The sequence below is a fragment of the Streptomyces sp. NPDC055955 genome, from assembly GCF_042270245.1.
Classification (GTDB): Bacteria; Actinomycetota; Actinomycetes; order Streptomycetales; family Streptomycetaceae; genus Streptomyces.
In genome coordinates, this window is the sequence record NZ_JBHJYS010000019.1 from 17,838 (window position 1) to 42,059 (window position 24,222).

Sequence of the window (24,222 nt, forward strand, 5' to 3'; positions counted from 1 at the left end):
GGCCATGGCCAATCCTCACTGTCAGTCGTGGTGGCGGCGAATGCGCAAGAAGCAGGCGCTCTTCCGATCCGAGAACTTCTGGGGCACGATTTCGAGGCTGGGCCTCTCACGCTCACTGACAGGAGTGCGGACGAGATGGACAACGCAATTCCCGGAATGGCCGACCGCCCATGGGGAGCCACCAGGCTTGGGCCCTACCCGACCACGGTGAAGATGCCGTTCACTGCGGTGGGCATCGACCCGGCCACACAACTTGGCGTGTTCCGAGACGCGTCGGGGCGGATAGTCAAGATGGACGAGGATCGTACCCGGCAGAGCACAAGCAACCCCACGTCCTCGATGACGTCCACGTACAACTCCACGTCTACCGCCATGGTCGACTCCAGCGACAGCGATTCGGACAGCGACAGCGACTCCAACAGCGATATGGACTCGGACGAGTACCGAGACATCTGATGCCCAGGCCCGAGGAGCGACCGGTGCTGGTGGCCACCGAGGCAGCCGACGTCACCGCAGACATGGTGATCTCCGAACTCAACCGGATCGGTTGCCCGGTGACCAGGTTCGACCCCGCCGACATCGGCAACAGCCTGACGGTTACGGCCCGGTTCGACGACCTCTCGCCCCATGTCGCCGGACACCTGCGCACCCCGTCCAGAACCTCCGAACTCGGTGCGGTGCGCTCGGTGTACTGGCGCCGCCCTCGCTGGCCCGAGTTCACGCACCTGGACGACTCCGACGCGCGGTTCGCGGCGGCACAGGTGCGCCACGGCTTGGGTGGCACGCTGTATGCCCTTGACGGCCCACTGTGGGTGAACCATCCCTTGCGCATGGCCGCCGCCGACTACAAGGTGGCTCAACTTGCCACGGCGGCACGTCTCGGACTCCGGGTGCCTCCTACGTTGGTGACCAACGACCTGGACGAGGCGAGGGAGTTCATCACCGCTCACCGAGAGGTGATCTTCAAGACGCTCCGCTGGACCCCCTACGAGCGGGACGGCGTCAGGATGACGACGTGGGCCGAGCCGGTGACAGTTGACGACCTGGACGAGAGTGTCGGCGCAGCCCCTCACCTGTTCCAGGCTCGAGTGGACAAAACCGCTGACCTCAGGGTGCTGGTCGTGGGAGAGGAGGTCTTCGCGGTGCGGATCGATTCCGGCCTCCTGGACTGGCGTAAGGACTACTCGGCGCTCTCCTACCGCGTGGTGAACCTGCCGGACCGTCTCAGCCAGACTTTGCAGGACTATCTCGGTCACTTCGGCCTCGTTTCCGGTTCCTTCGATCTTGCTCTCGACAAGAACGGTGAATCGCATTGGCTGGAGTTGAACCCGAACGGGCAATGGGGCTGGCTGGCGACGGAGACCGGGCTGCCGATCGCCACAGCATTTGCCGAACTGCTTGCCTCCGGAAGCGCCGCTGCAGATCCGCATTCTTGAAGTCGCTGGTCACGGGGCTGGCGTGAGTCGTTGATCGTGTTCTCGTGCTGGTCACGGGCGGTTGTCCGGTATCAAGATCATCTGCCAGCGCGTGACTTCGAGGCGGATCTTCATTCCGGCACTCGTCAGACCCCCGCTCATCCCTGCCCCCGTTCGACGCACGGTTCCGGCTCTGCCGGTGATGGCCCTGGCGTCCGCAACAGTCGGTACGTCGTCGCCTGGCTGGACCGACTGGCCGCACCGCGGCATCGAAGCCGCCCAGATGAACTGGAAGAACAGGTTCGCGGCTTCGGGTTCGAAGGGGATGTATCCGACCTCGTCGACCACGATCAGCGGGATACGGCCGAGGCGGGTGAGCTCGTCGCTGAGCCGATCGGCTGTGTGAGCTTCGGCGAGGCGGGTCACCCACTGGGCGGCGGTGGCGAACGCGACCCAGAGGCCGGCCTGACAGGCTCTGATTCCGAGCCCGGTTGCCAGGTGGGTTTTGCCGGTCGGGCTGGGACGAAGTATGGCGGTCGGCCGCCGCGGGAGCCGAGCTTCTGGCGGTTGCGCGCCTGGTCGGCCTTGTCCGGGATGGTGCAGCGGATCCCGCGGCGGCGCAGATAGGCACGGTTCTTGCGGGAGGCGTACGCCTTGTCCGCGCGGACCCGGTTGGGGCGGACGCGTGGCCGGCCCGGCCCGATGCGAGGCACGCGAACCTTCTCCAGCACGAATTCGAACTGCGGTGAATCCCCGCGCTGCCCGGCCGTGATTACGAACGATATGGGCTTCTGACCTTGCTCGACGGCCAGGTGCAGTTTGGTGGTGAACCCGCCGCGCGAACGTCCCAGCCCATGGTCATGGGGCTCGGTGAAGATGCCGCCCGGCGGCTCCTTCTGCTGGTCGCCCTGCTTCTGAGCTCCGCCTGCGTGCTGATGGGCGCGGCACACCGTGGAGTCGACGCTCAGATCCCACGTGATCGCGCCCTTCGCGTCGGCCAGGGACTGGAGCCGAGTGAGGATCCGGTGCCAGGTGCCGTCCCGCTGCCACCGGCGGAATAGGTCGTAGACCCGGCCCCATGGTCCGTATTCGACGGGGACGTCCCGCCACGGAACTCCAGTCCGGACACGGAACCGTATGCCGTCGATCAGTTGCCGCCGAGGCCAGACGGGCGGCCGCCCCGCCCTGGCACCCTTCGGCAACAGCGGCTCCAGCACGGCCCACTGCTCGTCCGTGAGATCTCCCCGACCCATAAACCGTGATCATTCACAGCCCAAGATCCACTTTCGATACACGGCCTAGTAGACGGCCGGACGGTAGGCGCGGGTGTGGAACTGAACTACCAGTACCAGCAGATGAGGTACGGCGAAAGACGCCGTGTGCGATGCATCCTGTGTCATGAGGCGACCGTGCCAGCGACAACCTGAATACATCCTGAGTGCCAGGCATGTCGGCCATATACCGAATACAAACCTGCCCAGGATGAGGCGATGGATGTGTTCTTTGACCACGCAGGCATAGCCGACCGGCCAGTTCTCGTCGCGCTCTCGCCACACGAGCACCATCGAGGAAGTCGTGCTGCCTACAACCGCCTCCACCGCTTCTCGCTGCACACGGTGGCTGCGCGGCCGTCTGGGCCGTGCCGTCCTCGCCTCGTACGCCGCGGCGCTTCTCATGCCTTGGCCCGGCCTGTGGCTGCGCCAGCCGCACACGCTCGGGGTCCTCAGGATGCACGTGCCGCCACTGTTCCTGGGTGTGCTGCTCTTCGCAGCCGGATTCCAGATCCGCCCGCGGGCCTTTGCGGTGCTGCTTCGTAAACCGCTTGCTCTACTTGCCGCGCTGGCCCTTCACCTGACTGTGCCGCTGGTACTGATCCCTCTGCTCGTCGTTCTCATGCGTGCAACACCGGATTCCGACCACGGGAGCGGCATCGTCACGGCGATGGTGATGATCGTGACCATGCCCGTGGCGGCCAACGCCACGGTATGGACGGCCAAGGGCTCCGGCGACCAACCAGCCATGGTGGCAACAGTGTTAGGGTCCACGCTCCTCAGCCCTGTCACCACACCACTCGTCATCGGCTCGCTGACGGTCTTCTTGCATGGCCCCTACGCCCATACTCTGGCTGTCGCGGCGCAGTTGACTCATGGCGGTTTTGCCATGTCCAGCATCGTTGTGCCCTGCGCGGCGGGCGTGCTCTGCCGACTCGTGATCGCTGTAGCGCGGGCGGACGCCTTGGAAGGCTGCGTCACTCTGCTGGCCCTGCTCGCTTCCCTGGCCACGACCTACGTCAACGCCAGTGGGGCACTGGGGACTTACCTGGTCCATCCGCGCCCGTTGCTGATGGGTGCCGCGGTGACGGCAGCTTCGACGGTGTGCGGCGCCGCGTTTGTGCTGGGTCATGTGGCCGGCGTCGTGCTGCGGTTAAGTGAGGGTGGGCGGTCGTCTCTCGCGCTGGCATGTGGGATGAGTAACAGCAGTGCGGGGGCGGTCCTGATCACAGCGTCAATGCCGGACAAGCCCTACCTGCTCATGCCCGTCCTCGCCTACGGGCTGGTGCAGAAGACCTTCGCCGGGCTCGTGGTACGCCGGGCTTCTTCGGCGCTGTCTGCGCCTTGACTGTTGTTGTGGGTCAGGACGTTGTTGACGGTGCCGTTGGCAACGACTTGGGCGGGTAGCTGCGCAGGACGAGTGAGGTGGTGACCGGTCCGTAACGGGCGAGGGAGTCCATGACCTGTTCAAGGCTTTCAGCGTGAGGACAGTGCACGTCGAGCAGCAGTCACACGGAGGGTCGAGAAGACGACGGGAGTCTGGGCGGCAAGGGCAAGTTGCTTGGGACAGCTGCGCATGGGTGGTGCGCCCGCTAGTCACCCTCCGGTCGCTCTGGCGAGTCGAGGCGAACCAGCCTGTAGCGCGGCCCGTTTGGCCGGGCGGACTTCCCACGCCCGGGACGAGCCTTGCAGGCGGCCATCACCAGAGCGTTCACCACCGGGTGCGAGCGGCGCAGGCGAGAGAGGCTTCTGACGGAGGATCCCGCCAGAGTCGCAGCGGTGACCAAGTCGGTGCCTTTGGCGACTGACTTCAGCAACACTTGAAAGGCAGCGGACGAGCCCTGGAAGGTGCCATCGTGCCCGCCTGCCCTGCCCCGGTACGCTCTCTCGACGCCACTGCCGCAGCTGAACTGAGCACCGTCGCCGTCAAGCTTCTGGCCGAGTACGGCTCCGCCACCTCGCCCGAACTGCTCGCCGCTCCGCCCTCCGCCAGCGCCCAACTGTCCGGCACGGTGCGCCATACGCATCGCCCGGTGGACACTGCCGACGGGCTGTTGGTTCTGCGCGGCCTGCACTTCGACGGCGCCGAACTCGGCGCGACCCCGGCCACTGGTCGACCGTCGCTGACGCGGACGCCCACCTGTCGTTCATCCTCGACTGCATGGACGGCAAGGTCGCCCGGCTCAAGGTGCCGTTCGGCTCCCGGCCCAGCAGTGCCCGGTGCGGAGCCACATCGACGCCCTCTGCCACGTGATCTACGACGGCACACTCGACCTTGTTCAGCGGCGCGAGGTCGTAGATGCCCTTGAAAGGAGGGAGAGCGTGAGACACCGACCAAAGTTGCCGCCCATGGTCCCGCCGCATGGCTCTTCGCCTTCGCATGGGGGCTCGGCACCTGGGCCGACCTCGGCTTCTGGCCCACTGGCCACTCCCCCCGCCGAGGCCTTGCCACCAGCTCCAAGCGCGCAAGCAACGACCGCAAGGAGATCGCCAGACAGGGCGGATGGGGCGACAACTCCGCCGCCACGGAGGGCTACTTCGAGGACGGCGAGGGCTGGCAGGAGAACCGCGTCGTCGACGTCCTCGGCTCCCTACATCGTGTCGGTGGCCAACCGGGCGCGCGTGGACTCGGGCTCCAGCCCGAGTCCATCGGCGACGTCATCACCCGCGCCGGCGAACGCGCCGGGATCGAGATCCGGTTCACGGGCCACAGTCCGCGCCGCGGGCTCGCGACGTCCTCCCGACTCAAGGGCCACGACCAGATCATCATTGCCAAGCAGGGCGGACGGGTTGTCCTCCCACTGACTTCGAGGTATCTGGCGAGGACCTTGGAGTGCGGAGCTTGGTGGGAGGAGGAGTGGTGTCGGGAGGAGGAGTGGTGGTCGTGGTGGTAGTGCTGCTACTACTGTCGGAGCCGGCGCTGCTGCCGCCGTACCGGACGTTTCAGTAGAAAACGCCCTCCACCAGTGTCCGGCGCACTTGTATGCCCTCGAGCCGGAGCCGCTGCTACCGAAGCTACTGCTACTGGTGGTGGTCGTGCTGGGGGTGGTGGTGCCGGTGTCTCCGGTGACGGGAGTGCCGGCGTCGTCCTGGGGCGCTGTCTGCTGGACCGTCGCGGCCGCGGGTGACTGTGGCTGCCGAGGTCCCCGCAGTTGTGCTCCGCGGCCGGGACGGCGTCGTACGACGTGTGGTGCGTTCGTGATGCTCCTACGGTGGAGACATGCGGGTGCTGGTGGTGGAGGACGAGGTCCGCACGGCCGAGCTGCTGCGGCGCGGGCTGACAGAGGAGGGGTACGCCGTTGACGTGGCCGTTGACGGTCCGGAGGCGGTCTGGCAAGCCGTCGAGGTGCCCTACGATCTGATCGTCCTGGACGTGATGCTGCCGGGCTTCGACGGTTTCGAGGTCTGCCGTCGGCTGCGAGCCGACGGCTGCTGGGCCCCTGTTCTGGTGCTCACCGCGCTGGGCTCGGTCGGCGAGCGGGTGCAGGGTCTGGATGCCGGCGCCGACGACTACCTCGCGAAACCGTTCAGCTTCGCCGAGTTGTTCGCCCGGCTGCGGGCGCTGGTCCGCCGCGGGGCCCATCCCAGACCGGCGCTCATCACTGTGGGGGATCTGCGGATGGACCCGGCGAGCCGACGGGTGTGGCGCGGCGCGGCCGAGCTCCAGTTGTCGCCGAAGGAGTTCGCGCTCCTGGAGCTGTTCCTGCGGCACCCTGGCGATGTGCTGACCCGGACCAGGATCCTGGAACACGTGTGGGACTTTCCCTGCGACGGGGTGTCCAACGTCGTCGATCAGTACGTGGCCTATCTGCGGCGCAAGGTCGACGAGCCCAACGAAACCTCCCACCTGGAGACGGTCCGCGGCGCGGGCTACCGACTGCGCGCCCCCGACGAGCCGGCGCCCCCGTCACCCCCAGCACACCCGCCGGTCAGGCCCACGTCACCGGGCGCCGGGTCCGTGCCGGGAGGCTGAGCCAGGATGCCCCTGCGGTGGCGCCTGACACTGATCTTCGCCCTCGGCACGGCCCTGGTGATCGCGGCCGCTGGGCTCGTCTTCCTGCATCGGCTGACGGCTGGACTCGACGACTCCCTGGGGGCGAGCCTACGCGCCCAGGCCGACGCGGAGGTGGTCCGGCTGGCGGTCACGGGACCGCTCCCTGCCTTGCCACCTCCGTCCGCGCGTGACCCGGACGGAGGTCTCGGCACCGGCGCCGGAGCCGAGCGCGTGGCCCAGGTGCTCGCGCCCGACGGCCGGCTGCTCGCCTTCACTGACGGCGCGGGCAGACGCCCCCTGGCCGACGTGGCACAGACACAGGCGGCAACCCGGAAGGACGTCAGGTTCACCGCCTCGGTGGAGGACCAGGACTACCGGATGCTCGCCGTGCCGGCCACGAACGACGACAAACCGGTCGTCGTCGTGGTGGGCTCCAGCACGCGGGTCGCGGACGCCGCGACCGCGCACACGCGCGACGCCCTCCTGCTGGGCGGTCCGCCCGCCGTCCTCGCCGCCGGTCTCGGCGCATACTGGCTGGCGGGTTCGGCGCTGCGCCCAGTCGACCGCATGCGCAGACGGCTTGCGGAGATCACCGAGCAGGACACCGGAGCGCGGCTCGAGGCACCCGCCACACACGACGAGATCGCGACGCTCGCGGCCACCATGAACGACGTACTCGACCGGCTCGCCGAAGCCCTGGCCCAGCAGCGCGGCTTCGCCGCCGATGCGGGCCACGAACTGCGCACCCCGCTCACGACCCTGAAGGCCGAGCTGGAACTGGCCGGGCAGCCCGGCCGCACCAGGGATGAACTCGTCGCCGCGGTCACCGCCGCCGCTCAGGACACCGACCGGCTAATCCGGCTGTCCGAGGATCTGCTGCTGCTGAGCAGGACCGACGAGAGGCGGCCCGTCGTTCGTCCGGAGCCGCTGGCACCCGCCGAACTGCTCGCCGCCGCCGTGCGGTCAGCCGCATCCCGCGCGGCAACCCGCAGTGTGCGGGTGCGCCTACGGACCGACGACGGCGTACGTGTGGTGGCCGATCCGGACCGGCTGCGACAGGCCGTCGACAACCTGCTCGACAACGCGCTGCGCTACGCCCCCCACGGCAGCGACATCGACGTCAGCCTCACACTCCGCGGCCCGGGCCCGGACGCACGCGCCGTGATCGAGGTCCGCGACCACGGCCCCGGCTTCCCGCGGGCCTTCCTGCCGCACGCCTTCGAACGGTTCCGCCGCGCCAACGCCGCCCGGAGCCGGCACGAGGGCGGCGCGGGACTGGGCCTGGCCATCGTGCGTGCCATCGCACAGGCCCACGGCGGCACGGCCACCGCCGACAATGCACCGGGCGGCGGCGCCCGCGTCCGCCTGGAGCTCCCCCTCGCCTCAGGCCCTGACAAAACCTGACTGGCACGCACGAGCGATCCGCAGACCGCGCAACCTCAGAGCCTGCACGAGACTGGAAGACCCCCAGAGCCAGCCGCACCGGCGTCACATGTCAGGGCTCACATCGGGCGTACACGGTCGCCTCACCCACGGTTTCGCACCATGGGGGCATCGGCACATCAGCAACGCACCCAGCGTGAGGTGAGCACTCATGGACACGACACTCACGAAGAAGACCGGGAAAGGTCCGCGGATACGCACAGCGGCCATCGCAGCAGTGTGCGCGGCCATGCTCGCAGGCGGGGCCGGAGTCGCGATCGCCAGCCCGGCTAGTCCACCCGCCGTACACGCGGCAACGGTCGCGGCGGCATCGCCGGCCATGTCCGCGTCTATCACCGCTCACGCCAACCACACCTCGGTCAAGGCCGGGTCGAGCGTCGTCATCACTGGCAAGGTGACCCACATCAAGACCGGCAGCAAGCTCACCGTCCATCACCTCAACAGCAGCGGCAAGTGGACCCCCCTGCACGCGAGCACCACGGTCAAAAAGGGCGGAACCTACGGCGTGCGCGTCAAGCTCAGCGACAAGGGCGCTCAGCAGCTGCGCGTCGCACACGGCAACACCCTGTCGCCCGTCGTCCACGTGACGGTCACCTGACGACAACGAGTCATGTCGGTGCGCATCAGGAAAAAGGGGCCAGGATGAGAACTAGCGCTCCATAACGGCTCCAAGATAGGCGCCGAGGCCGGTCACTTGGGCATGCCCCACTCGGTCTCGGCCCATACCCGTAGAAGCCGGCCGTGGCCGTGAGGCGAGCGAGGGTGCGCTTGTGGGCACGCATGGTCAGCAGCAGTTCCCAGTCGCCAGGGCCGAATGGTAAGCGACCGCACTGCCGGTCTCCGCCCCTGTGCGACCTGAGCGGGGGCGGTGTAGACAGGAGTCATGCCGCAGCGCCGCGTACGACTTCGACGGCCGGTGCGAGCGGGGCGGGCGTTGCTCGCCATCCCGATCGCGTGGATCGTCGCGGTGTCCGTGATCGATGCTCTGGCTCCGCCCAACATCCACCTGGGCGCGCTGCTCGTCGCGGCCCCGGCGATCACACCGTTGTTCGGCGGGCCCTGGTCGGTGGGCCTGGTCGCCGCACTGGCGGTGATCGCGCAGACGGCCATCGGGCTGCTGCGCGAGCCTGAGCAGTTGCTCTCGTCCAACGACCAGGCACAGATCATCGCCCTGGTACTGGTCGGCACGGCCCTGGTGATCTTCTGTGTAGTGCGGGAGCGTCGCGCAAAAGTACTGACGCAAGTGCGGTACGTGGCCGAGACCGCCCAGCGTGTGGTCCTGCCGCCACTGCCCAAAGAGATCGGGCCGCTGCGCGTAGCTTCCCTCTACCTTGCGGCAGAGGCCGAGGCCCAGATCGGCGGGGACCTGTACGCGGCAGCGCGCACCACCTCCGGCACCCGGCTGATCGTCGGCGACGTGCAAGGCAAAGGGATGACTGCGGTCAACGACGCCGCCTTGCTGCTCGGAGCGTTCCGCGTCGCCGCCCACCGCCCGGCGAGCCTGAGTGAGCTGGTGCGCTACCTCGACCGAAGCGTGTGCTGGGACCTGATGGAGCCGGGCGAGACGGGCCGCTACGGGGAAACGTTCATCACCGCCACCATCCTGGACATCCCCGACCACGACGACCGGGTCCAGATGGTCGCCTGCGGACACCCTCCGCCCGTCGTCCTGCGCAACGGCCGACCGACGACGATCGACACCCTTCACCCCGCACCTCCCCTGGGCCTGGGCGAACTCGCGCATCCGCGCTACCACATCGACAGCTTCCCGTTCGAGCCGGGAGACCTTCTGCTGCTGTACACCGACGGCGTCACCGAGGCCCGCGACTCCACCGGCAGCTTCTACCCGCTCACCGAGCGCATCACAGGCTGGACCGAGAACGACCCCGACGCCTTCCTCCGCCGCCTCCGGCACGACCTGCTGCACCACGTCGGCGGACACCTCAACGACGACGCCGCAATGATCGCCATAAGGCACACCGCCATGCCCAGAGCCTGATCACCCGGCCCCTCTTGCACCGCTCAAACGGCGGCGGCACGCGCTCAAGATTTACTACGCTGTCCTGCGGGACCGGGCAAGCCGTGGTCGTCGTTTGAGCATCTATCTAGTGCCGCATCAGGCAACGTTTACCCTGTCGATGTGTGGCCCAGTTGCTGTGCCAGGAAGCTCCGCACGGCCCTCCTGTGCGGAGTTCAGCCCGGACGGCCGGACCCTCGCCACGTGCAGCCGGACCGCACGGTCCGGCTGTGGAACACCGCCGAACCGGGCTAGAGATTCTCGCTCCTTCCGGCCGGCAGGGCACTCGGTCGGCCCGCCCCGCTCGCAGTGGCGGCGCCAGGCCCGCACGATCAAGGCGCGGGAGGTCACCGAGCCGGACCGGCCCGCTTCTCCCAGCGTCCAGTCGTCCCGGCCCAAAGGTGAAGCGAGTTGTGCCTACCGGTCCCGCAGTAGCCAGGCCCCTGTTGGGCGAAGAACGCGTCGCGCGCCTGCCTCACAGGGTGCGCGGAGCTCTGCGCAGAGCAGCTCCGGCCCTGGTGCTCTATGCGACCGCACGCCTGGTCGGCCTCGCGGTCGCGGCTGCCGTTGCCATGAAGACGCACAGACCCCTGTGGATCACGCTGGGCGATTCCTGGGACAGTAAGTGGTACGCGGGCATCGCGCAGCATGGCTACGGGACGACGATCGCCGGACGGACTCCCGGTTTCATCTATAACGACCTGGCGTTCTTTCCACTCTATCCCGCCCTGCAGCGCACCCTAGCCACGCTCATTCCCCTCCACATGACTGCAGCCGGTCTCGTCGCAGCCTGGCTCTCAGCATTCGCTGCCGCCTGGGGCATCTACGCCGTCGGAGAGCGCCTCCACGGCCGCAGGACCGGCACCGTCCTCGCCCTCCTGTGGGGGATACTCCCGCATGCCGTTGTGGAGACCATGGCCTACAGCGAGTCGCTGATGACTGCTCTGTCCGCATGGTCGCTCTATGCTGTGCTCACCCGTCGTTGGCTCTGGGCAGGTGCCCTGGCTCTGCTCGCCGGGCTCACACGCCCCAACTCCGTCGCAGTCGCCATCGCAGTCCTGTGCGCCGCGGGGCTTGCATTGCGGCGGAGCCGCCGCCACCGCCGCGATTGGCGTATCTGGGCGAGTGCGGCCCTGGCACCGCTCGGCTGGCTCGGTTACCTGTCCTGGGTGGGCACTCGCTCCGGTGGCCCGCTCGGTTACTTGAAGATCCAGCGAGGTTGGGGCTCCCGTTTCGATTTCGGAATGAGCGAAGTCCGCTTCCTCAAAGGTGTCTTCACGGACCGGGGTACTCCCCCGCATCTCGCCTACTACATGGCAGCCGCCGTCATCCTCATCTGCCTGGCCGCACTCGTTCTACTCGTTCTCGATCGCCCGCCGCTGCCTGTGCTCGTGTACTCGATCGTGCTGGTAGTCATCGCCTTCGGCGGATCCAAGTTCTACGCCTGCAAACCGCGCTTCCTACTCCCCGCGTTCCCTCTGATGCTTCCTGCCGCCCTCGCTCTGGCCCGAGCGCGGCCGCGCACCACAGCAGTGCTTGTTCCCGCTGTCACCGCTGTCTCTGCCGCGTACGGCGCGTACTCACTGTTCTACGCCGGCACCGCACCCTGACAGGCCCTAAGAAAAGCCGACACCCGATGCCGGGGTCCGGAGCCCCCGGTACTTTCGCTGAGTCAGGACTGTCCCCAGCGCACATTCCCTTGCGTGGTGACACCATGCCCACCAGCCCGATGAGGCCAGACGGGTCATCCCGGGGCGCGTACCCCTGTGCTTCCGCCGCTCGGCAAGTGAATACAGGTCGAATGCCCGTGAGTTTCGGCCCCTGCCAGAGACAGGGATGGCAACCCCATCAGGAGACGGGATTGACTGGTTTGACGAGTCCTCAGCTTTCGGTTGTCGTTCCGTGCTTCAACGAGGCTGCAGTCATCGAGAGATTCCACTCGGCAGTCTGGGACGCCCTCGGCACGTCCGGTCTCGACTACGAGATCTGCTATGTGGATGACGGCAGTACCGACCACACTCGGGAAATCATCTGCGGACTCGGGGCTGCGGACCGACGCATCAGGTACGCGGTGCTCAGCAGGAACTTCGGCAAGGAGGCCGCGATACTCGCCGGCCTGCGAATGTCCCGGGGGCGGGCGGTCGTCCTGATGGACGCGGACCTGCAGCATCCCCCGGATCTCATTCCGCGGATGTTCGAGCTTCACAGGCTCGGGTACGACCAGGTGATCCCCCGGAGGGACCGTGAGGGTGAGGGTGCGGCGCGCACCATACTCAGCCGCAGCTACTACGCCCTGGTGCGCCACCTCATGGATGTGGAAGTGCTCGACGGTGCCGGGGACTTCAGACTGCTGTCTCGCCAGGCAGTGGACACCGTGCTGTCGCTGCCTGAGACCAACCGATTCTCCAAGGGCATCTTCTCCTGGATCGGTTTCACGACGGCCACCTTCACCTACCAAAACGCGCAGCGACTGGCCGGCAGCTCGAAGTGGGGAAGTCGCCGTCTACTCAACTACGGCATCGACGGACTGCTGTCCTTCAACAACCGGCCACTTCGACTGGCCATCTACGCGGGCTTCTGGTGCCTCCTAGCCGCAGTCGTCTACGCAGCATGGGTGGGTTTCGACGTGGCACTTCACGGGGCCACTGTCCCCGGCTACGCGACGCTACTGATGGTGGCGGTAGGGCTGGGTGGAATCCAGCTGATCACCCTGGGCATCATCGGTGAGTACGTAGGGCGCATCTACCATGAGGTCAAACGCCGTCCATCCTTCGTAATCCGGGAAACGAACGAATGCCCCGCCCCGAGGCCCCGCCCTCCGCAGCACGGATCGATCACTGGTCCGACAGGCCACCCGACAACGAAACGACAGTTCGCGACGTTCTTGGCGATCGGATTCGTCAACACCGCCGTATACCTGACCATCTACGCCATCCTGAACCCATGGATCCCGTATCTCATGGCGCATGCCCTGGGATACGCGGTCAGTACCGTCTGCTCGTTCTTTCTCAATTCCCGCCTCACCTGCCGGACCCGCCCGACCTGGCGCGCGTTCTTTAGGTATCCGCTGTCCAGCGGCTTCAACCTCGTGGCCTCCGGCGCGCTTCTCTATGTAGCCGTCAGCCGACTCGAAATGGACAAGAATGTCGCCGCACTCGTCGCCGGAGTCCTCGTGACCCCGATCTCCTTCCTCCTCGCCCGCTGGGCCATCAACTCTGGGCGGCAGCCATCAGGCACCGCGGGAATGGATCCCAACGCTCCAGCCGAGACGAACCAGGACGACCCCACCCTCGGCTAACGCCGCGCCATCAGCGGGCTCCACCTCGCCGGGAAGGCCAACATCGCTGTTCGACCTCCGGCACAGCGCCCGCGACGCCGGCAGACCGCTCGGGCTCACGTGATCACGAAACGGACGTCACGCGACACACCGAAGCCTTGTTCATCGGGGCAATGACTCGGTGGCTGTGTGCCTGTGGCCATATGGGCTTCTGCGGAGAGGTTCGTGTGCCGGACTGACGGATCCGGCTGCCTCCACTGCAGTGAACCGGCGGAGCAGTGGATCAGCCGGACCGGACGCCGCGCTGCTTGTGTCACCGCCGGGTCACGGCCGCCAGAGCCAGGTGTTCTCCGGCCCTACAGCCAGGCACAACCCGACGTGGAGGCGGGGGACGCTCCGTGCTGCGTCGTCCTGGATCAGACATTGGTCGCCCGACACCAGCTGTCCGCCGGGATTCAGTCGCCACCGCTGATCAGGGGCCTTGCTGCCGCATGGCGAGACGCGCGGGGACGGCGCGGCGGTCAGGCAGCCACCGTGAGCCGTTCTGGACTGCCACTGGCCTGGGGGGAAGTGGCGCCATGACTGTGCGGAACTGCCGTTGCAGCGTGATGTCCGCACGGCGCCTTCTGCCGTGTACGGCAGCTTGTTCGAAGCCTCGAGGCAGAGCTCCACGCCGCCCGTCTGGGAGATGAGTGCGCCGGGGCGGGCGTGCCGCTGGGGGCGGGGGTACTGCCGGTGCATCCAGCTCTGGTAATTGGGGGTAATCGAGTGGGGCTCGTTGCAGCGTGGCGGATCACAGCGCACCGTGTACAGGTACGTCGCGAAGATCCTTTGTTTGGCCCGGGCCTGCTCCGGTGTCAGGTTGTCCGGCAGGAGCGACATAGGGTATCCGCGGTAGGCGATGATGCCGCCGCGCGGATGCAGAGGGAAGCCCGCCATCCGGAAATAGCGCGCTGCCACTCCGTGATCGCTGTGGTCCGCGCTTCGTGAGTGCGCAGAGCCGAAGGAATCATTGTCGAAGTCCAGGGTACGAATGCGCTCGGTTTTCCATCGCCTGGCCAGGCCGGTGATTGTCGCGACGAGTGATTGCTCTGTGTACCGCTCCGGGGAATTGACCGTGGTAATGCTGGAGATTTCGCCACGGAAAAGCTTCAGGAGGCTCTCGTGCCGGTAGTCAGAGCTCCCTTTCCCTGTTGGGAGTCCGTCGGGCAACCGGAAGAAGGAAAGCCGAATTTCGGGTCGTTCACGCAAGGAGAAGGAGGTGACGTTGTGGTGGTTGACTGTGATGGTCTCGGTGACGGTGTGCCGCCCGACTCCCGCCATGGCCGCATAGGCGGCGATCACGCCGTCTTCGCGGCTCTTGGCGTAGGGACTGCGGTTGTAAGACTGCCCAGCGTCCCCTGAGGTCAGGTAGACCACGTCGAGGGGGCATCGGGCAGTGATGAGCTCCTGGATCTGTGGGTTGATGAAGAGGAGGTCATCGTCCTCGTGGGCCACGCCGATCATTTCCCGCAGGCAGGAGCCCGATGACTTTCTGTGCGCATCGCGCCGGGCGACACCTTCGGAGTGATCGGTTTGCCAAGGCGGCTGGAGAGACGGCGCTCCGATAAGGGCCGGCGCCGTGACGAGGAAGAGGCAAAGGACGGCCGCGGAAAGTGTTTTCGAAGCGGGGATTGCACTTTTCCTTCCGGGGCTTTTGCTCACGTGCTCATCCTTTCCTGGGCGTGGGTGCTCGCCGGCTCTGGGCACCCGCATGACGCTCAGGAGTGAGGCCCTCCCGTTCACGCGTTCCGCAGCCGCTCAAGGCTCGCCTGTCGCGTTGGTGATGTCCTGGACCCTGTAGTAGCGGGCAACGCAGAGCGCCGGCCACGTCTTGTCACCGCCGTGGCTGAACGGCTCGGTCATCTTGCTGATGGGAAGCCGCCTATAGGGAAGAACGCGGGCCCCCGCTGCGGCCTGGGACCGCATTCGCGTGTCCTGCTGGTCCCATGCGCGGGCGCGCGCGGCCATGTCGGAGTCCAGGATTGCGAGCGATGCCGCCAGGCCGAGACAGACGACGGAGTACACAGCTGCCCCTGTGGCGAGAGCGGTAGCGACCCGTCGGCCACGGCGGTGCCATGCGAAAGCGGCGAGTGCACCTGCATAGACGAGGAACAGGACGTACAGCAGCAGGTAGTCGTTCCACAAACGCGTCGATGTCATCACGCCGGTACGGAATGCGGGGTAAGTGATGACAGTGCACGCGTAGCCGGCGATCCCAAGGACCACGATGCATGACCCGATCAGCAGCGCCGCGTTCTTCGCACGGACGACACGCTCCGCAGTGGCACGCAAGAGGAGACAGCCCAGGACGATGCCGCCGGCGAACGCTCCTAGGTACGGCCAGGCTGTGAGACACCTCAACGCGATGTACGCGAATCCGTAAAGGGACTCCCACAGGGACTTAGGGGCGAGCATGATTGATGAGCTCTTCGTCTGACGCCGGTGCAGTGCGCCGGGCGACGTGTACAGGATCAGCATTCCGGTCAGTAGGCCAGCAGTTGCCGCAGCGCACCACAAGCGGACGAATCGTCGCCGCTCGGCGGGGATGACACGGCCGCTGATCACCACCGTGCACCCCACGGCGACCAGTGCAACCACGGTAGTTTCCTCCGACAGCAGCCCCAGCGCTGCTCCCGTCGCGGCGACTGTGCACAGGGCGAAGGCGCGGCCCCGCAGTGAGGTGGCCCTCAGGACCGGGACGATGGCTGCGCAGGCGAACACCGGGGGCAGCGTGTGCGAGACGGATGCCGCCGGCCAGTAGAACGTCTTGTACGTATTCAGGGAGCCGAAGAGAAAGACGGCGGTCACAGTGGACGCCATAAACAGCGCTGTTCCGCGCGGCGGCCTTCTTTCCGTGACAGTCAGCGCGGCGGCACAGAAAGCCCACAGCAGCAGCAGAATCAGTACTCCGCTGGCCGGCCCGAACCACTGCTGCCCGGCGACGTCGAAGCGCGCGTAAGCCCAAACGAGTACAGCGTTGACGACGCGCCCGTTGTCCTTGAAATAGAACTTGTCCACCATGGCGGTCAGCCCGCCGTCACGGACCACGGGCAGGAAGCACCAGTCGTCCCCGCTGGGCCGCACCCAACGGGCGGCCCAGGCCGCGTAGGCGAGCAGAGCCAGTGACATGACACAGAGCAGTACCGGCCACCAGCGCGCCCGTTCCACCAGCATGTCCGTATGCAGGCCATCTTCGGTCTGCTGTCCCCGGACGGCTCTTCTCGGTAGGCGTTCCACGCCCTTTCTCCCTTTCGGAGGATATGGCCAGGCACCTGCGGCGGCATTGGCCGAAGGTTGCAGAAATCGGAGGAGGAGCACGGGTTGGGTAAGGCCCGGCAGGGAATACAGCTTGCCACCCAGGGCCGGAGAGCGCAGTCCCCCGTGACGCACGGGTGAATGGTCGGGAAATCACCCGCTCGACCTCCAACCGGGGCTGGTCGGGCTCGCCCGTTTGAGGTCGAGGTGTCCGTACACCTGGGCTCGGACGACGGGGCAACTGAGGATCGCCACCGGGATCTCCGGGTGCTACAACTCCCGGTTCTACAACACCCATCGACTACACAGCCTGTGTGGGTACCAGAGACCGATCGAGGTACGCATGCGGCCGCTGACCTCACATGGACGGCGGTGCGCTTTGTCCGTGTCCAGATGTGTCTACGTACCGGTTCCGTCTGCTGTGCGTCCGTAGACGTTTCGCACGTTGTCGTGCGCCGTCGGCATACTTTTCGTGGCAGGACCGACCGCGAAGGCGCGGAGCACGTTCTCGGTCGTACGGGTGACGAAGGCTCCGGTGCGTGCGTTCATGCCGTGGTTACGACCGTTCTCCCCCGTTCCAGCCATGAGGGCCTCTACCCACCGCATCGTCCCCGCGGCGAAGACGCCCGCCCCGCTCGGCACGGTGTAGTACGCGGAGTCGGAGTAGCTACTCCGGCCCTTGCAGACCAGCGGGGAGTGGGCGACGATCTCGATAGGCCCGGGGGAAGGCACCTCCGGCATGACGCGGTCGTATTCCACCCCGACGAGGTGGTTGAAGGAGTCCCCCCTCTTCACCCCTGTCCCCGCGAAGATCCAGTGGTCCGCACCGTGGACGACATACGGAGCGTCCGTGGGATAGCCCTCGTACAAGAGTCCGGTCATGGAGGATTCCGGCTGGGCTGCGGGCGGCGACCTGAAGTCGTTGGTCGGCATGGAGGGATGGTCCACGAGGTACGGATCGTCCTGGTAATCGGTTTTGTAGCAGACAACCCTGCGGGCGGCGCCGTTCTCCATCGGCTCCAGCCTGACCCGCCGGAAACAGCTGTTGGCTCCCAGAAAAACCAGGTTGGTCCCCGCGTCGCGCGCCCGGGTGACATACCGCCGCTGCTCCGGGGTCCAGTACTCGTCGTGGCCGAGCGAGACCACAGTGGCTGCATCCCGCAGCACCGACGGGGCGAGGTGGACGTCCACACCCGTGGTGTACGCCAGCGGAATGCCCAGTCGCTCCGCAAGAACCACCACAGCCCGCTCGTAGACCAGGAACTTCTCGGCGCCGTTCTTGTCATACGGCCGGTCGAAAGAGACGGCCAGCGAGCGATTCCCGTACGCCCCGTCCTTGCCCTCGTAGAGGCTATAGCCGCCCCACTGGTTGTACGCCTGCCAGGTCGCGGCGGCATGCATCAGGAGAGTTGCGCCCGATGCGCTCGCGGAGCGGACAATCATCGGCACGTACCGCTGGTGTCCGCTCTCCGCGTCCAACCGCAGCAGATACGCGCCTTCCGGCCAGCCGCCTGTGCGCACCACCGTTGTACGTTCCCAGTCGGCCTGTACGGTCCGCGTGCCGCCTTTCAGTCGCGGCGGGTGCTGGTGTCGGCCCGCCACCCGGCCGGATCTCCAGACGAGCCGGGCCTGAGCACCGCCGTACCAGCCGATCCGATACGCCGAGACACGGAAGCCGCGCGCGGTGGTCGAGACGTGCAGCCCGAATGCCTCACCCGGCAGAACGCTCACCTTGTCGGCATAACCTTCGATCGCCTCGGGAGGACCCAAGGACCGGATACGCCAGTCAGGACTCCCGGTTCGGTTCCGCTCCCCGGCGGCCGACCGCTCGGATTCAGTGCGGCCCGGCACGACGCCAGGGCTCACGTCCGTAGTGGAGTCACAGCCGGTCATCCCGCAGCTCGCGAGGGAGAAGGCCCCTGCAGCCGCAACCCCGAGGAACCGCCTGCGGGCGAAGCCGCCCAGGGCAACACCGCTTCCAGCACGGTCACGGCACTCCACGCCGTCATCCATCACTTCTCTCCCGAGCTGCCCGCCGTGCTGCCAGGACGATCCTTATGCCACGCCCGTTGACAGGCGACCGCAAGAGGGCCAATCGCGGGTACAGGGCACCGCTCCCGGGCTACTGATCGGACTGCTCGAGGCCCTGGAGGCGAGCCTCGTCGTCTGCATCCTCATCGCCTGCCTCGTCGAGACCAAACGTCAGCGCCGGCTGCCGCCGGTAGGACGGGCATCGCCATAGCCGTGGCATTCTCCCTCGCCCTCGGCGCTCCGCTGCAGTTCGGATCGTGAACCCTCACCGTCCAGGCCCAGGAGATCCTGGGCGACACCCTGTCCGTTCCCTCCGCCGGCCTGGTCACCTGGATGCCGAACGCACCGGTTTCCGGCAGCGGTAGCACCACCCCGGCTCATCGCTGGCAGAAGAGGCAGAACGGGGATCAACGACCTTTTCGCCCAGGCCTCTTGGTCGCGTCCGGACAGTACGCCTAGCTTCTCGGTCAGCTCCACCGCAGAGCATCCCGTCTCGAGCTTTCGAGCACGCTCTGCACTTTCGCCTTCGACTCACCGGGAGACTCCGTACATGAGACGAGCCAGACGAGCAGCCGCCGCACTGACGCTGACCATCGCGCTGGCCGCGGTCGGCACACTCACCAGTCAGGCCCAGCCGGACAATGACGCGAAGGACTTCAGCACGTGGGCAGTGGCTCCGCAGAAGGCAGTCACTCCGCAGACGGATGATCAGGACGCATACAACAAGGCACACGGGCGACCGCTGCCCGAGCGAGAGCTGCTCCAGCCCGCGCTCGACTCAGGGCTGTCCTCGTACAAGGCGAAGCCGAAGAACTCCCTGCACGGCGACTATCAGTGTGGGGCCTCTGACGTGTTGGCCGCGCTCTCGAAATCCTGGATCAAGGAGTTCGAGAAGAGGTATCCGCAGGTGCACATCTCTGTGAACCCGCCGTACGCGGGCAGCTTGGGCGCCCTGGAACTGGTGAAGGGGAACCTCGACTGTGTCTTCGTCTCGCGAGAACTGAAGCCCACGGACATCGAGGGCTTCCATGACGCCTTCGGCTACGACCCGCTGAGCGTTCCGATCTCGGGTGGCAGCTACCGTCATTTCGGGTTCCTCGACTCTGTCGGGATCATCGTCAACAAGGACAACCCCGTCGACAAGCTCTCCTTCGACCAACTCGACGCGGCCTTCTCCACGACGCGCAATCGCGGCGGATCCCCTGCCGTCACCTGGGGAGACCTCGGCGCCACCGGCGAGTGGGCCGACAAGCCGGTCCACATCGTCGGCCTGCAGCCCTGGAACGGCTTCGAGGAGTTCGTCCGCCAGCGTGTCCTGAACGCCGGCGGCAAACGGGGCGAGTGGCGCCCCGGCGCCGGCGGCGGATCCACCCCGGCGGACCCGAACGTGCACTGGGAGAAGACCGTCTTCCCCATCGCCAAGGACGTCAAGGACGACCCGTACGCGATCGGCTACACCGGCATGGCCTACGTCGACCAGGGCGTGAAGGTCATCGCGCTCAGCGAGCGCAACGGCGGCACAGCGTATGCGCCGACCTACGAGAACGTCGCCTCCGCGGCATACCCGTTGAGCCGGGTCACGTACTTCAACGTGAACAAGCGCCCGGGCAAGCAGCTGGATCCTGTGATGGAAGAGCTGATGCGCTTCATCCTCAGCAAGCAGGGCCAGGGCGTGGTGTCCAAGCAGCAGGTGTTCTTGCCGTTGCGGGCGCAGCAGGCCGACGCGAGCAAGCGGGCCATCGGTCACGCACCCTGACGCATCGGTCCCGGAGCAGCGGTGTCACAGCATGGGCTGTGACACCGCTGTCACATGCACAGTTCGTGGCCATCCATCCGCTGTGAGACGTCCGCCTGCTCTGCCTGGATCTCAGGGCGACGCTTGCGGACGTAGTTACGCAGCGTCGACAGCGAAACCGCTTCGAACCCTGCCTCACCCTCGAGCCGCTGGAGGATCTTGCGGTGAGACAGCCGCACTCCGTGGTCTTGGTGTTCCTGGCACAGCATGTCATCGATGAGGCCACGCACAGGGTCGAGGAGCAGCGGCCGACGCTGACTCGGACGAGGCTGTGCCGGTTCGGGGGGCAGGCCGAGCACACCGCGGACCGCGTTACGCGAGACCCGGTATTTTAGCACGAGGTCAGACACAGAGATGTACGGATCGGCCTTGCGATCCTGCCGGATGCGTTCAGCAGTCCGCTCGTGCGACCTGTACATGGGAGCTGGTCCTTAGCGAGTCTCGCCGACAGAGCCCGGACGGTGCGCGGTGAAAGAGCCCATGCACCAGACGCTCGTACGAGCGTTTTGCGCATGTTGCGGCAATCACACCGTGACCGTCTACATCAGAGTAGACAATAGGTTGGGTGATCAAAACGCCTAGCCAAATGCGGGTGCTCCGCACCCAAGGGTAGGGCAATGCTGTATAGCGCCCGTGTACGAGGGAGTTGCCGGTGTCCCACAAGATCCTGGTGGTCGAGGATGACCACGCATTGCGTGACGTGCTACGCCGGGGGCTTACGGACGAGGGATTTGTTCCTGTACCGGCGGCAGATGGCGCGACGACCCTGAAATTGGCCTCCCCCGAGATCGCGGCAGCGGTACTGGACGGTCTCCCACGGCCCGAACCGCTCCGGCAGGTCCCGCCACTGCACACCCGTCCGCACCCGGTAGAGGACCCCGTTGATCACCCGACGGTGATCGCTCCACCGGCCCCCACGAGTACCACCACGAGGTAAGAACGACTCCAGCCGACCCCACTCCGCGTTCGTCAGATCTCCACGGCCCATACGGCCAGCCTGGCTCCAACTCCCCACTCATGTCATGAGATCCGAGAAACAGTGCCATAAGGGCTGTCCCGCAAAGATCTTGGCTCCGAGTGCGGAGCGGCCTGCAGAGCTGGCGAGGTGTTCAGCCGGTGGTTCGTGAGGTGTCCGGGGACCGGGCGAAGTCGGCGAGCGTGTGGAAGTCGTTCTCCCGGAGGCCGATCCGCGGGTTGACGTGGTGGAGGAGCCCGGGCCCTTGGTGGTGGGCGGTCACGTAGGTCTGATCCAGCTCGCTCTGCTCGTCGTCCACCCAGGCGAAAGGACGGCCGCCTGCGTAGTCCACTAGCGGTCCGGTCTTCCAGTGGACTCCATCAGGGCGTTCTTGGAGCAGGACGTCGCCGAAGTCCACGAAGGGAAGTTCCGGAAGGCCGAGGACTGGTGCGATCGACCGGTTGGCGTCGTCCATCCATGTGGTGGCCCAGCACAGCTCGAAGCCGAGTCGGAGCAAGATTCGTCCGTGCTCCGGGTTGAGCCAGACTCGCAAGGGGCGTCGTCGGGGTGATAGGCCCCTGTCGTCCTGATGGGCGTCGTTCCGGGGGACTCGGAGTGTGGTGTAGCCGTCGGGACGCCTCTCCGGCTGGGCTGCATAGGGGTTGAGCGGCCCGTCCACGTCGAGGAACAGCAGAGGTCGGTTCACGGTTTCCCCCGGTTTTTGCTCACTGCGGACTGCCCCCGATCAGCGTAGCTGTGGGCATGCCTGCCTCGGTATGAGGCCGACCTAAGTGATGATCATGATGTGACGAGTGTGATCACGGCATCGGAGCCGTCCTGGATAACCCCGTTCGCGGGGCTGAGCCCGCGCTGCTTCGGCAAACTGCTGACCACGCTCCGACGCGATGGAGCAGATGTGGCCCACCGAGGCCGGCCGTGGAGTCTGCCGTTGGAGGACCGAGTGTTGCTGGTCACGGCTTACTGGCGAACGAACCTGACATTGCGACAGCTCGCTCCGCTGTTCGGCGTCTCGAAGTCCACGGCCGGCCGAGTCATCAACCACCTCGGCCCCCTGCTCGCACTCCAGCCCCGCAAGCGGTTCGCCAAAGACACTGTGCTCATCGTGGACGGCACCCTGGTCCCCACCCGAGACCACACCATCGCCGAGCGGTCGAAGACATCTCATGTCGCTGGTTGGTCAAGCAGGGGCTCAGGCCGCGAGGTCCATGGGCGCTGGGAAAGCCTGGTTGGGGTCGAAGAGGATGCGGCGCTATAGGCAGTGGCAGAGGCAGCCGAGTAGTTTGTTGAATAGGTTCCTGAGTGCCGCAGTGTGACGCTCTCCGCCGGCTCGCCGTCGGTCGTAGTGTGTGCGTGGGGCCTCGGTGCGGAGGGCAGCGAATGCCCACATGTAACCGGCTGCGGCCAGCCGTTGGTTTTTGACCGTTCTGGCAACGACGACGTGGCTGCGGCCTGATGCCCGGGTGACGGGAGCCGCGCCAGCGTATGCCTTCACAGCTCTGGCATCCGCGAAGCGTTCGCGATCATCGCCGATTTCAGCGAGGACTCGTGCTCCGGATGGTACGGACAGGTTCTGGCCCGCCGCTACGAGGACCTCATCTCCCAACTCACCCGACAGCGCGTGCACACCACCATCTCCGCACCTGCACCTGGGCTTCCGACCCTCGTTCAGCGCATCAAGAACCTGCGCCACCGCCCCCGACCCGACACCCGCGTCACGCCCACACTCCAAACAGCCTCCCAACCACCCCGCCGTCCCGGAGCGTTCGCCCGCGCCCAGACAGGTGGCGCGATCACTGTCCGGCTGGCCCCTCACACTCTCCCGCCGGGCGCCCTCGACTTCGTCGCCCGCCTGCGCCGGGATCCCAAAGAGCGTCAGATCACCGCGCTTGTCGCTGACGTAGCCACCGCAGCAGATATTCATGACGTCACCATCAGCATTCATCCCGAACAGCACCCGCTCGCCGAGGGACGCTGGGACTGCTATGTAGTCAGCCGCCGCAACGGGCGCCGTCACCGACTCGCCTGCCACCTGGCCGAACAGACCCACGCAGTCAACAGGCCGCCCCGCACGGTCGACGACTGTGTCATCGCCACCTTGCCGTACGCCACGACGGACGGATACCTGGCCATCCGAGCCTGGCAGCGCCCAGCCCATGCGGAGGTCACGGCCATCACAACCTCAGCCACAGGCTGCTACGTAGCAGCCGAGCTCCTGTCTCAACTCCCTTGCGAGCGATGCGCGGTTTTATGTGGCGTGAACGGAGCCATTGCCGCAGGTGGCGGTTGTCGTAGGCCTTGTCGGCGTGAAGCTTGGCGGGGCGCCGACGGCGTGGACCGCGCTGGGATCTGATCGGTGGGATGCCGCGCACGAGTGGCATCGTGACCAGTCCAGCTCGCCTTGAGCCCCCAGCTCGTGCAGGACCAGACGATGCAGTTTCGCCCAGACCCGTTGTCGGCTCCACTCCATGAACCGGCGGTGAGCCGTGGCCCCGGATGGCCCGAACACCGGCGGGACCTGCGACCACGTGCACCCGGTCGTGGCCACGAAGACAATCGCCGCCAACACCTCACGGTCCCCATGACGGCGCCGACCACCACCCTGCGGCCGAGTCGGCGCCTCCGGCACCACCCGCTGAAACAACTCCCACAGCCCATCAGGGACCAGACGCTCCGTCAGCAACACAGCACCAGACTACCGACATCTCC

The 24,222-nt window shown here is 66.6% G+C and carries 17 protein-coding genes and 6 pseudogenes; 13 read left to right on the forward strand and 10 right to left on the reverse strand.

Translation table 11 applies throughout. The features are described from left to right. The first annotated feature begins 156 nt into the window (after positions 1 to 156). Positions 157 to 456 (forward strand): putative ATP-grasp-modified RiPP, encoded by a 300-nt coding sequence (gene tgmA / locus ACFC96_RS31600; protein ID WP_376265676.1) that lies wholly within the window; start codon positions 157 to 159, stop codon positions 454 to 456. Further along, positions 456 to 1,436, forward strand: a complete 981-nt coding sequence (gene tgmB / locus ACFC96_RS31605) for an ATP-grasp ribosomal peptide maturase (RefSeq protein WP_376615321.1) — start codon at positions 456 to 458, stop codon at positions 1,434 to 1,436. Before tgmA ends, tgmB begins: the two co-directional genes overlap by 1 nt. 51 nt (positions 1,437 to 1,487) lie before the next feature. Here tgmB and ACFC96_RS31610 read toward each other — a convergent pair whose 3' ends face one another. Continuing rightward, on the reverse strand, positions 1,488 to 1,946 hold the full coding sequence (locus ACFC96_RS31610; protein ID WP_376615516.1) for an ATP-binding protein: 459 nt from the start codon (positions 1,944 to 1,946) through the stop codon (positions 1,488 to 1,490). After that, the gene (locus tag ACFC96_RS31615; protein ID WP_376615323.1) at positions 1,838 to 2,668 is read right to left on the reverse strand and encodes an IS5 family transposase; all 831 of its coding nucleotides are present in this window, start codon (positions 2,666 to 2,668) and stop codon (positions 1,838 to 1,840) included. Before ACFC96_RS31615 ends, ACFC96_RS31610 begins: the two co-directional genes overlap by 109 nt. A gap of 475 nt (positions 2,669 to 3,143) precedes the next feature. Between ACFC96_RS31615 and ACFC96_RS31620 the strand changes: the two genes are divergently transcribed. From ACFC96_RS31620 to ACFC96_RS31650, 7 genes are all read left to right on the forward strand, one after another. Next, complete coding sequence (locus ACFC96_RS31620) at positions 3,144 to 4,034, forward strand: sodium-dependent transporter (protein WP_376615518.1); 891 nt, start codon at positions 3,144 to 3,146, stop codon at positions 4,032 to 4,034. A gap of 1,872 nt (positions 4,035 to 5,906) precedes the next feature. Then, positions 5,907 to 6,659 (forward strand): response regulator transcription factor, encoded by a 753-nt coding sequence (locus ACFC96_RS31625; protein ID WP_376265550.1) that lies wholly within the window; start codon positions 5,907 to 5,909, stop codon positions 6,657 to 6,659. Positions 6,660 to 6,665: 6 nt separating this feature from the next. After that, complete coding sequence (locus ACFC96_RS31630) at positions 6,666 to 8,084, forward strand: sensor histidine kinase (protein ID WP_376615325.1); 1,419 nt, start codon at positions 6,666 to 6,668, stop codon at positions 8,082 to 8,084. A 190-nt stretch (positions 8,085 to 8,274) separates the two neighbouring features. After that, entirely contained in the window at positions 8,275 to 8,721 is a 447-nt protein-coding gene (locus tag ACFC96_RS31635; RefSeq protein WP_376615327.1) for a hypothetical protein, read from the forward strand. A gap of 285 nt (positions 8,722 to 9,006) precedes the next feature. Beyond that, on the forward strand, positions 9,007 to 10,122 hold the full coding sequence (locus tag ACFC96_RS31640; protein WP_376615329.1) for a PP2C family protein-serine/threonine phosphatase: 1,116 nt from the start codon (positions 9,007 to 9,009) through the stop codon (positions 10,120 to 10,122). 536 nt (positions 10,123 to 10,658) lie between these two features. Continuing rightward, positions 10,659 to 11,750, forward strand: coding sequence for a hypothetical protein (locus ACFC96_RS31645; RefSeq protein WP_376615331.1), 1,092 nt, complete (start codon positions 10,659 to 10,661; stop codon positions 11,748 to 11,750). Between the two features lie 260 nt (positions 11,751 to 12,010). After that, positions 12,011 to 13,438: a glycosyltransferase gene (locus ACFC96_RS31650; protein WP_376615520.1), complete on the forward strand. Its 1,428-nt coding sequence runs from the start codon at positions 12,011 to 12,013 to the stop codon at positions 13,436 to 13,438. A 303-nt stretch (positions 13,439 to 13,741) separates the two neighbouring features. Here ACFC96_RS31650 and ACFC96_RS31655 read toward each other — a convergent pair whose 3' ends face one another. The 3 genes from ACFC96_RS31655 to ACFC96_RS31665 form a co-directional block, all read right to left on the reverse strand. Beyond that, complete coding sequence (locus ACFC96_RS31655) at positions 13,742 to 15,121, reverse strand: ricin-type beta-trefoil lectin domain protein (RefSeq protein ID WP_376615333.1); 1,380 nt, start codon at positions 15,119 to 15,121, stop codon at positions 13,742 to 13,744. 96 nt (positions 15,122 to 15,217) lie between these two features. Next, on the reverse strand, positions 15,218 to 16,696 hold the full coding sequence (locus tag ACFC96_RS31660; RefSeq protein WP_376615335.1) for a DUF6056 family protein: 1,479 nt from the start codon (positions 16,694 to 16,696) through the stop codon (positions 15,218 to 15,220). A 417-nt stretch (positions 16,697 to 17,113) separates the two neighbouring features. Beyond that, a complete protein-coding gene (locus ACFC96_RS31665) occupies positions 17,114 to 18,445 on the reverse strand; it encodes a N,N-dimethylformamidase beta subunit family domain-containing protein (protein WP_376615337.1) in 1,332 nt (443 codons plus the stop codon). A 394-nt stretch (positions 18,446 to 18,839) separates the two neighbouring features. On the opposite strand from ACFC96_RS31665, the pseudogene ACFC96_RS31670 reads away from it, so the two are divergent. Together ACFC96_RS31670 and ACFC96_RS31675 are read left to right on the forward strand one after the other, a co-directional pair. Then, positions 18,840 to 19,081, forward strand: a pseudogene (locus tag ACFC96_RS31670) (FTR1 family protein); the annotation flags it as partial. Between the two features lie 214 nt (positions 19,082 to 19,295). Next, positions 19,296 to 20,501, forward strand: coding sequence for a PstS family phosphate ABC transporter substrate-binding protein (locus tag ACFC96_RS31675; RefSeq protein ID WP_376615339.1), 1,206 nt, complete (start codon positions 19,296 to 19,298; stop codon positions 20,499 to 20,501). A 50-nt stretch (positions 20,502 to 20,551) separates the two neighbouring features. Here ACFC96_RS31675 and ACFC96_RS31680 read toward each other — a convergent pair whose 3' ends face one another. Next, positions 20,552 to 20,959, reverse strand: a complete 408-nt coding sequence (locus tag ACFC96_RS31680) for a hypothetical protein (RefSeq protein ID WP_376615341.1) — start codon at positions 20,957 to 20,959, stop codon at positions 20,552 to 20,554. A gap of 233 nt (positions 20,960 to 21,192) precedes the next feature. Here ACFC96_RS31680 and ACFC96_RS31685 point away from each other — a divergent pair. Beyond that, positions 21,193 to 21,357 (forward strand): annotated as a pseudogene (locus ACFC96_RS31685) (DNA-binding response regulator); the annotation flags it as partial. Here ACFC96_RS31685 and ACFC96_RS31690 read toward each other — a convergent pair. Then, a pseudogene (locus tag ACFC96_RS31690) lies at positions 21,331 to 21,528 on the reverse strand (transposase); the annotation flags it as partial. The pseudogenes ACFC96_RS31685 and ACFC96_RS31690 sit on opposite strands and share 27 nt — an antisense overlap. Before the next feature lie 121 nt (positions 21,529 to 21,649). Then, positions 21,650 to 22,201 (reverse strand): hypothetical protein, encoded by a 552-nt coding sequence (locus ACFC96_RS31695; RefSeq protein ID WP_376615342.1) that lies wholly within the window; start codon positions 22,199 to 22,201, stop codon positions 21,650 to 21,652. 99 nt (positions 22,202 to 22,300) lie between these two features. Here ACFC96_RS31695 and ACFC96_RS31700 point away from each other — a divergent pair. After that, positions 22,301 to 22,672: pseudogene (locus ACFC96_RS31700) on the forward strand (transposase family protein); the annotation flags it as partial. 93 nt (positions 22,673 to 22,765) lie between these two features. Here ACFC96_RS31700 and ACFC96_RS31705 read toward each other — a convergent pair. Together ACFC96_RS31705 and ACFC96_RS31710 are read right to left on the reverse strand one after the other, a co-directional pair. Further along, a pseudogene (locus ACFC96_RS31705) lies at positions 22,766 to 23,086 on the reverse strand (transposase); the annotation flags it as partial. A 625-nt stretch (positions 23,087 to 23,711) separates the two neighbouring features. Continuing rightward, positions 23,712 to 24,199 (reverse strand): annotated as a pseudogene (locus ACFC96_RS31710) (transposase); the annotation flags it as partial. Between the last annotated feature and the right edge of the window lie 23 nt (positions 24,200 to 24,222).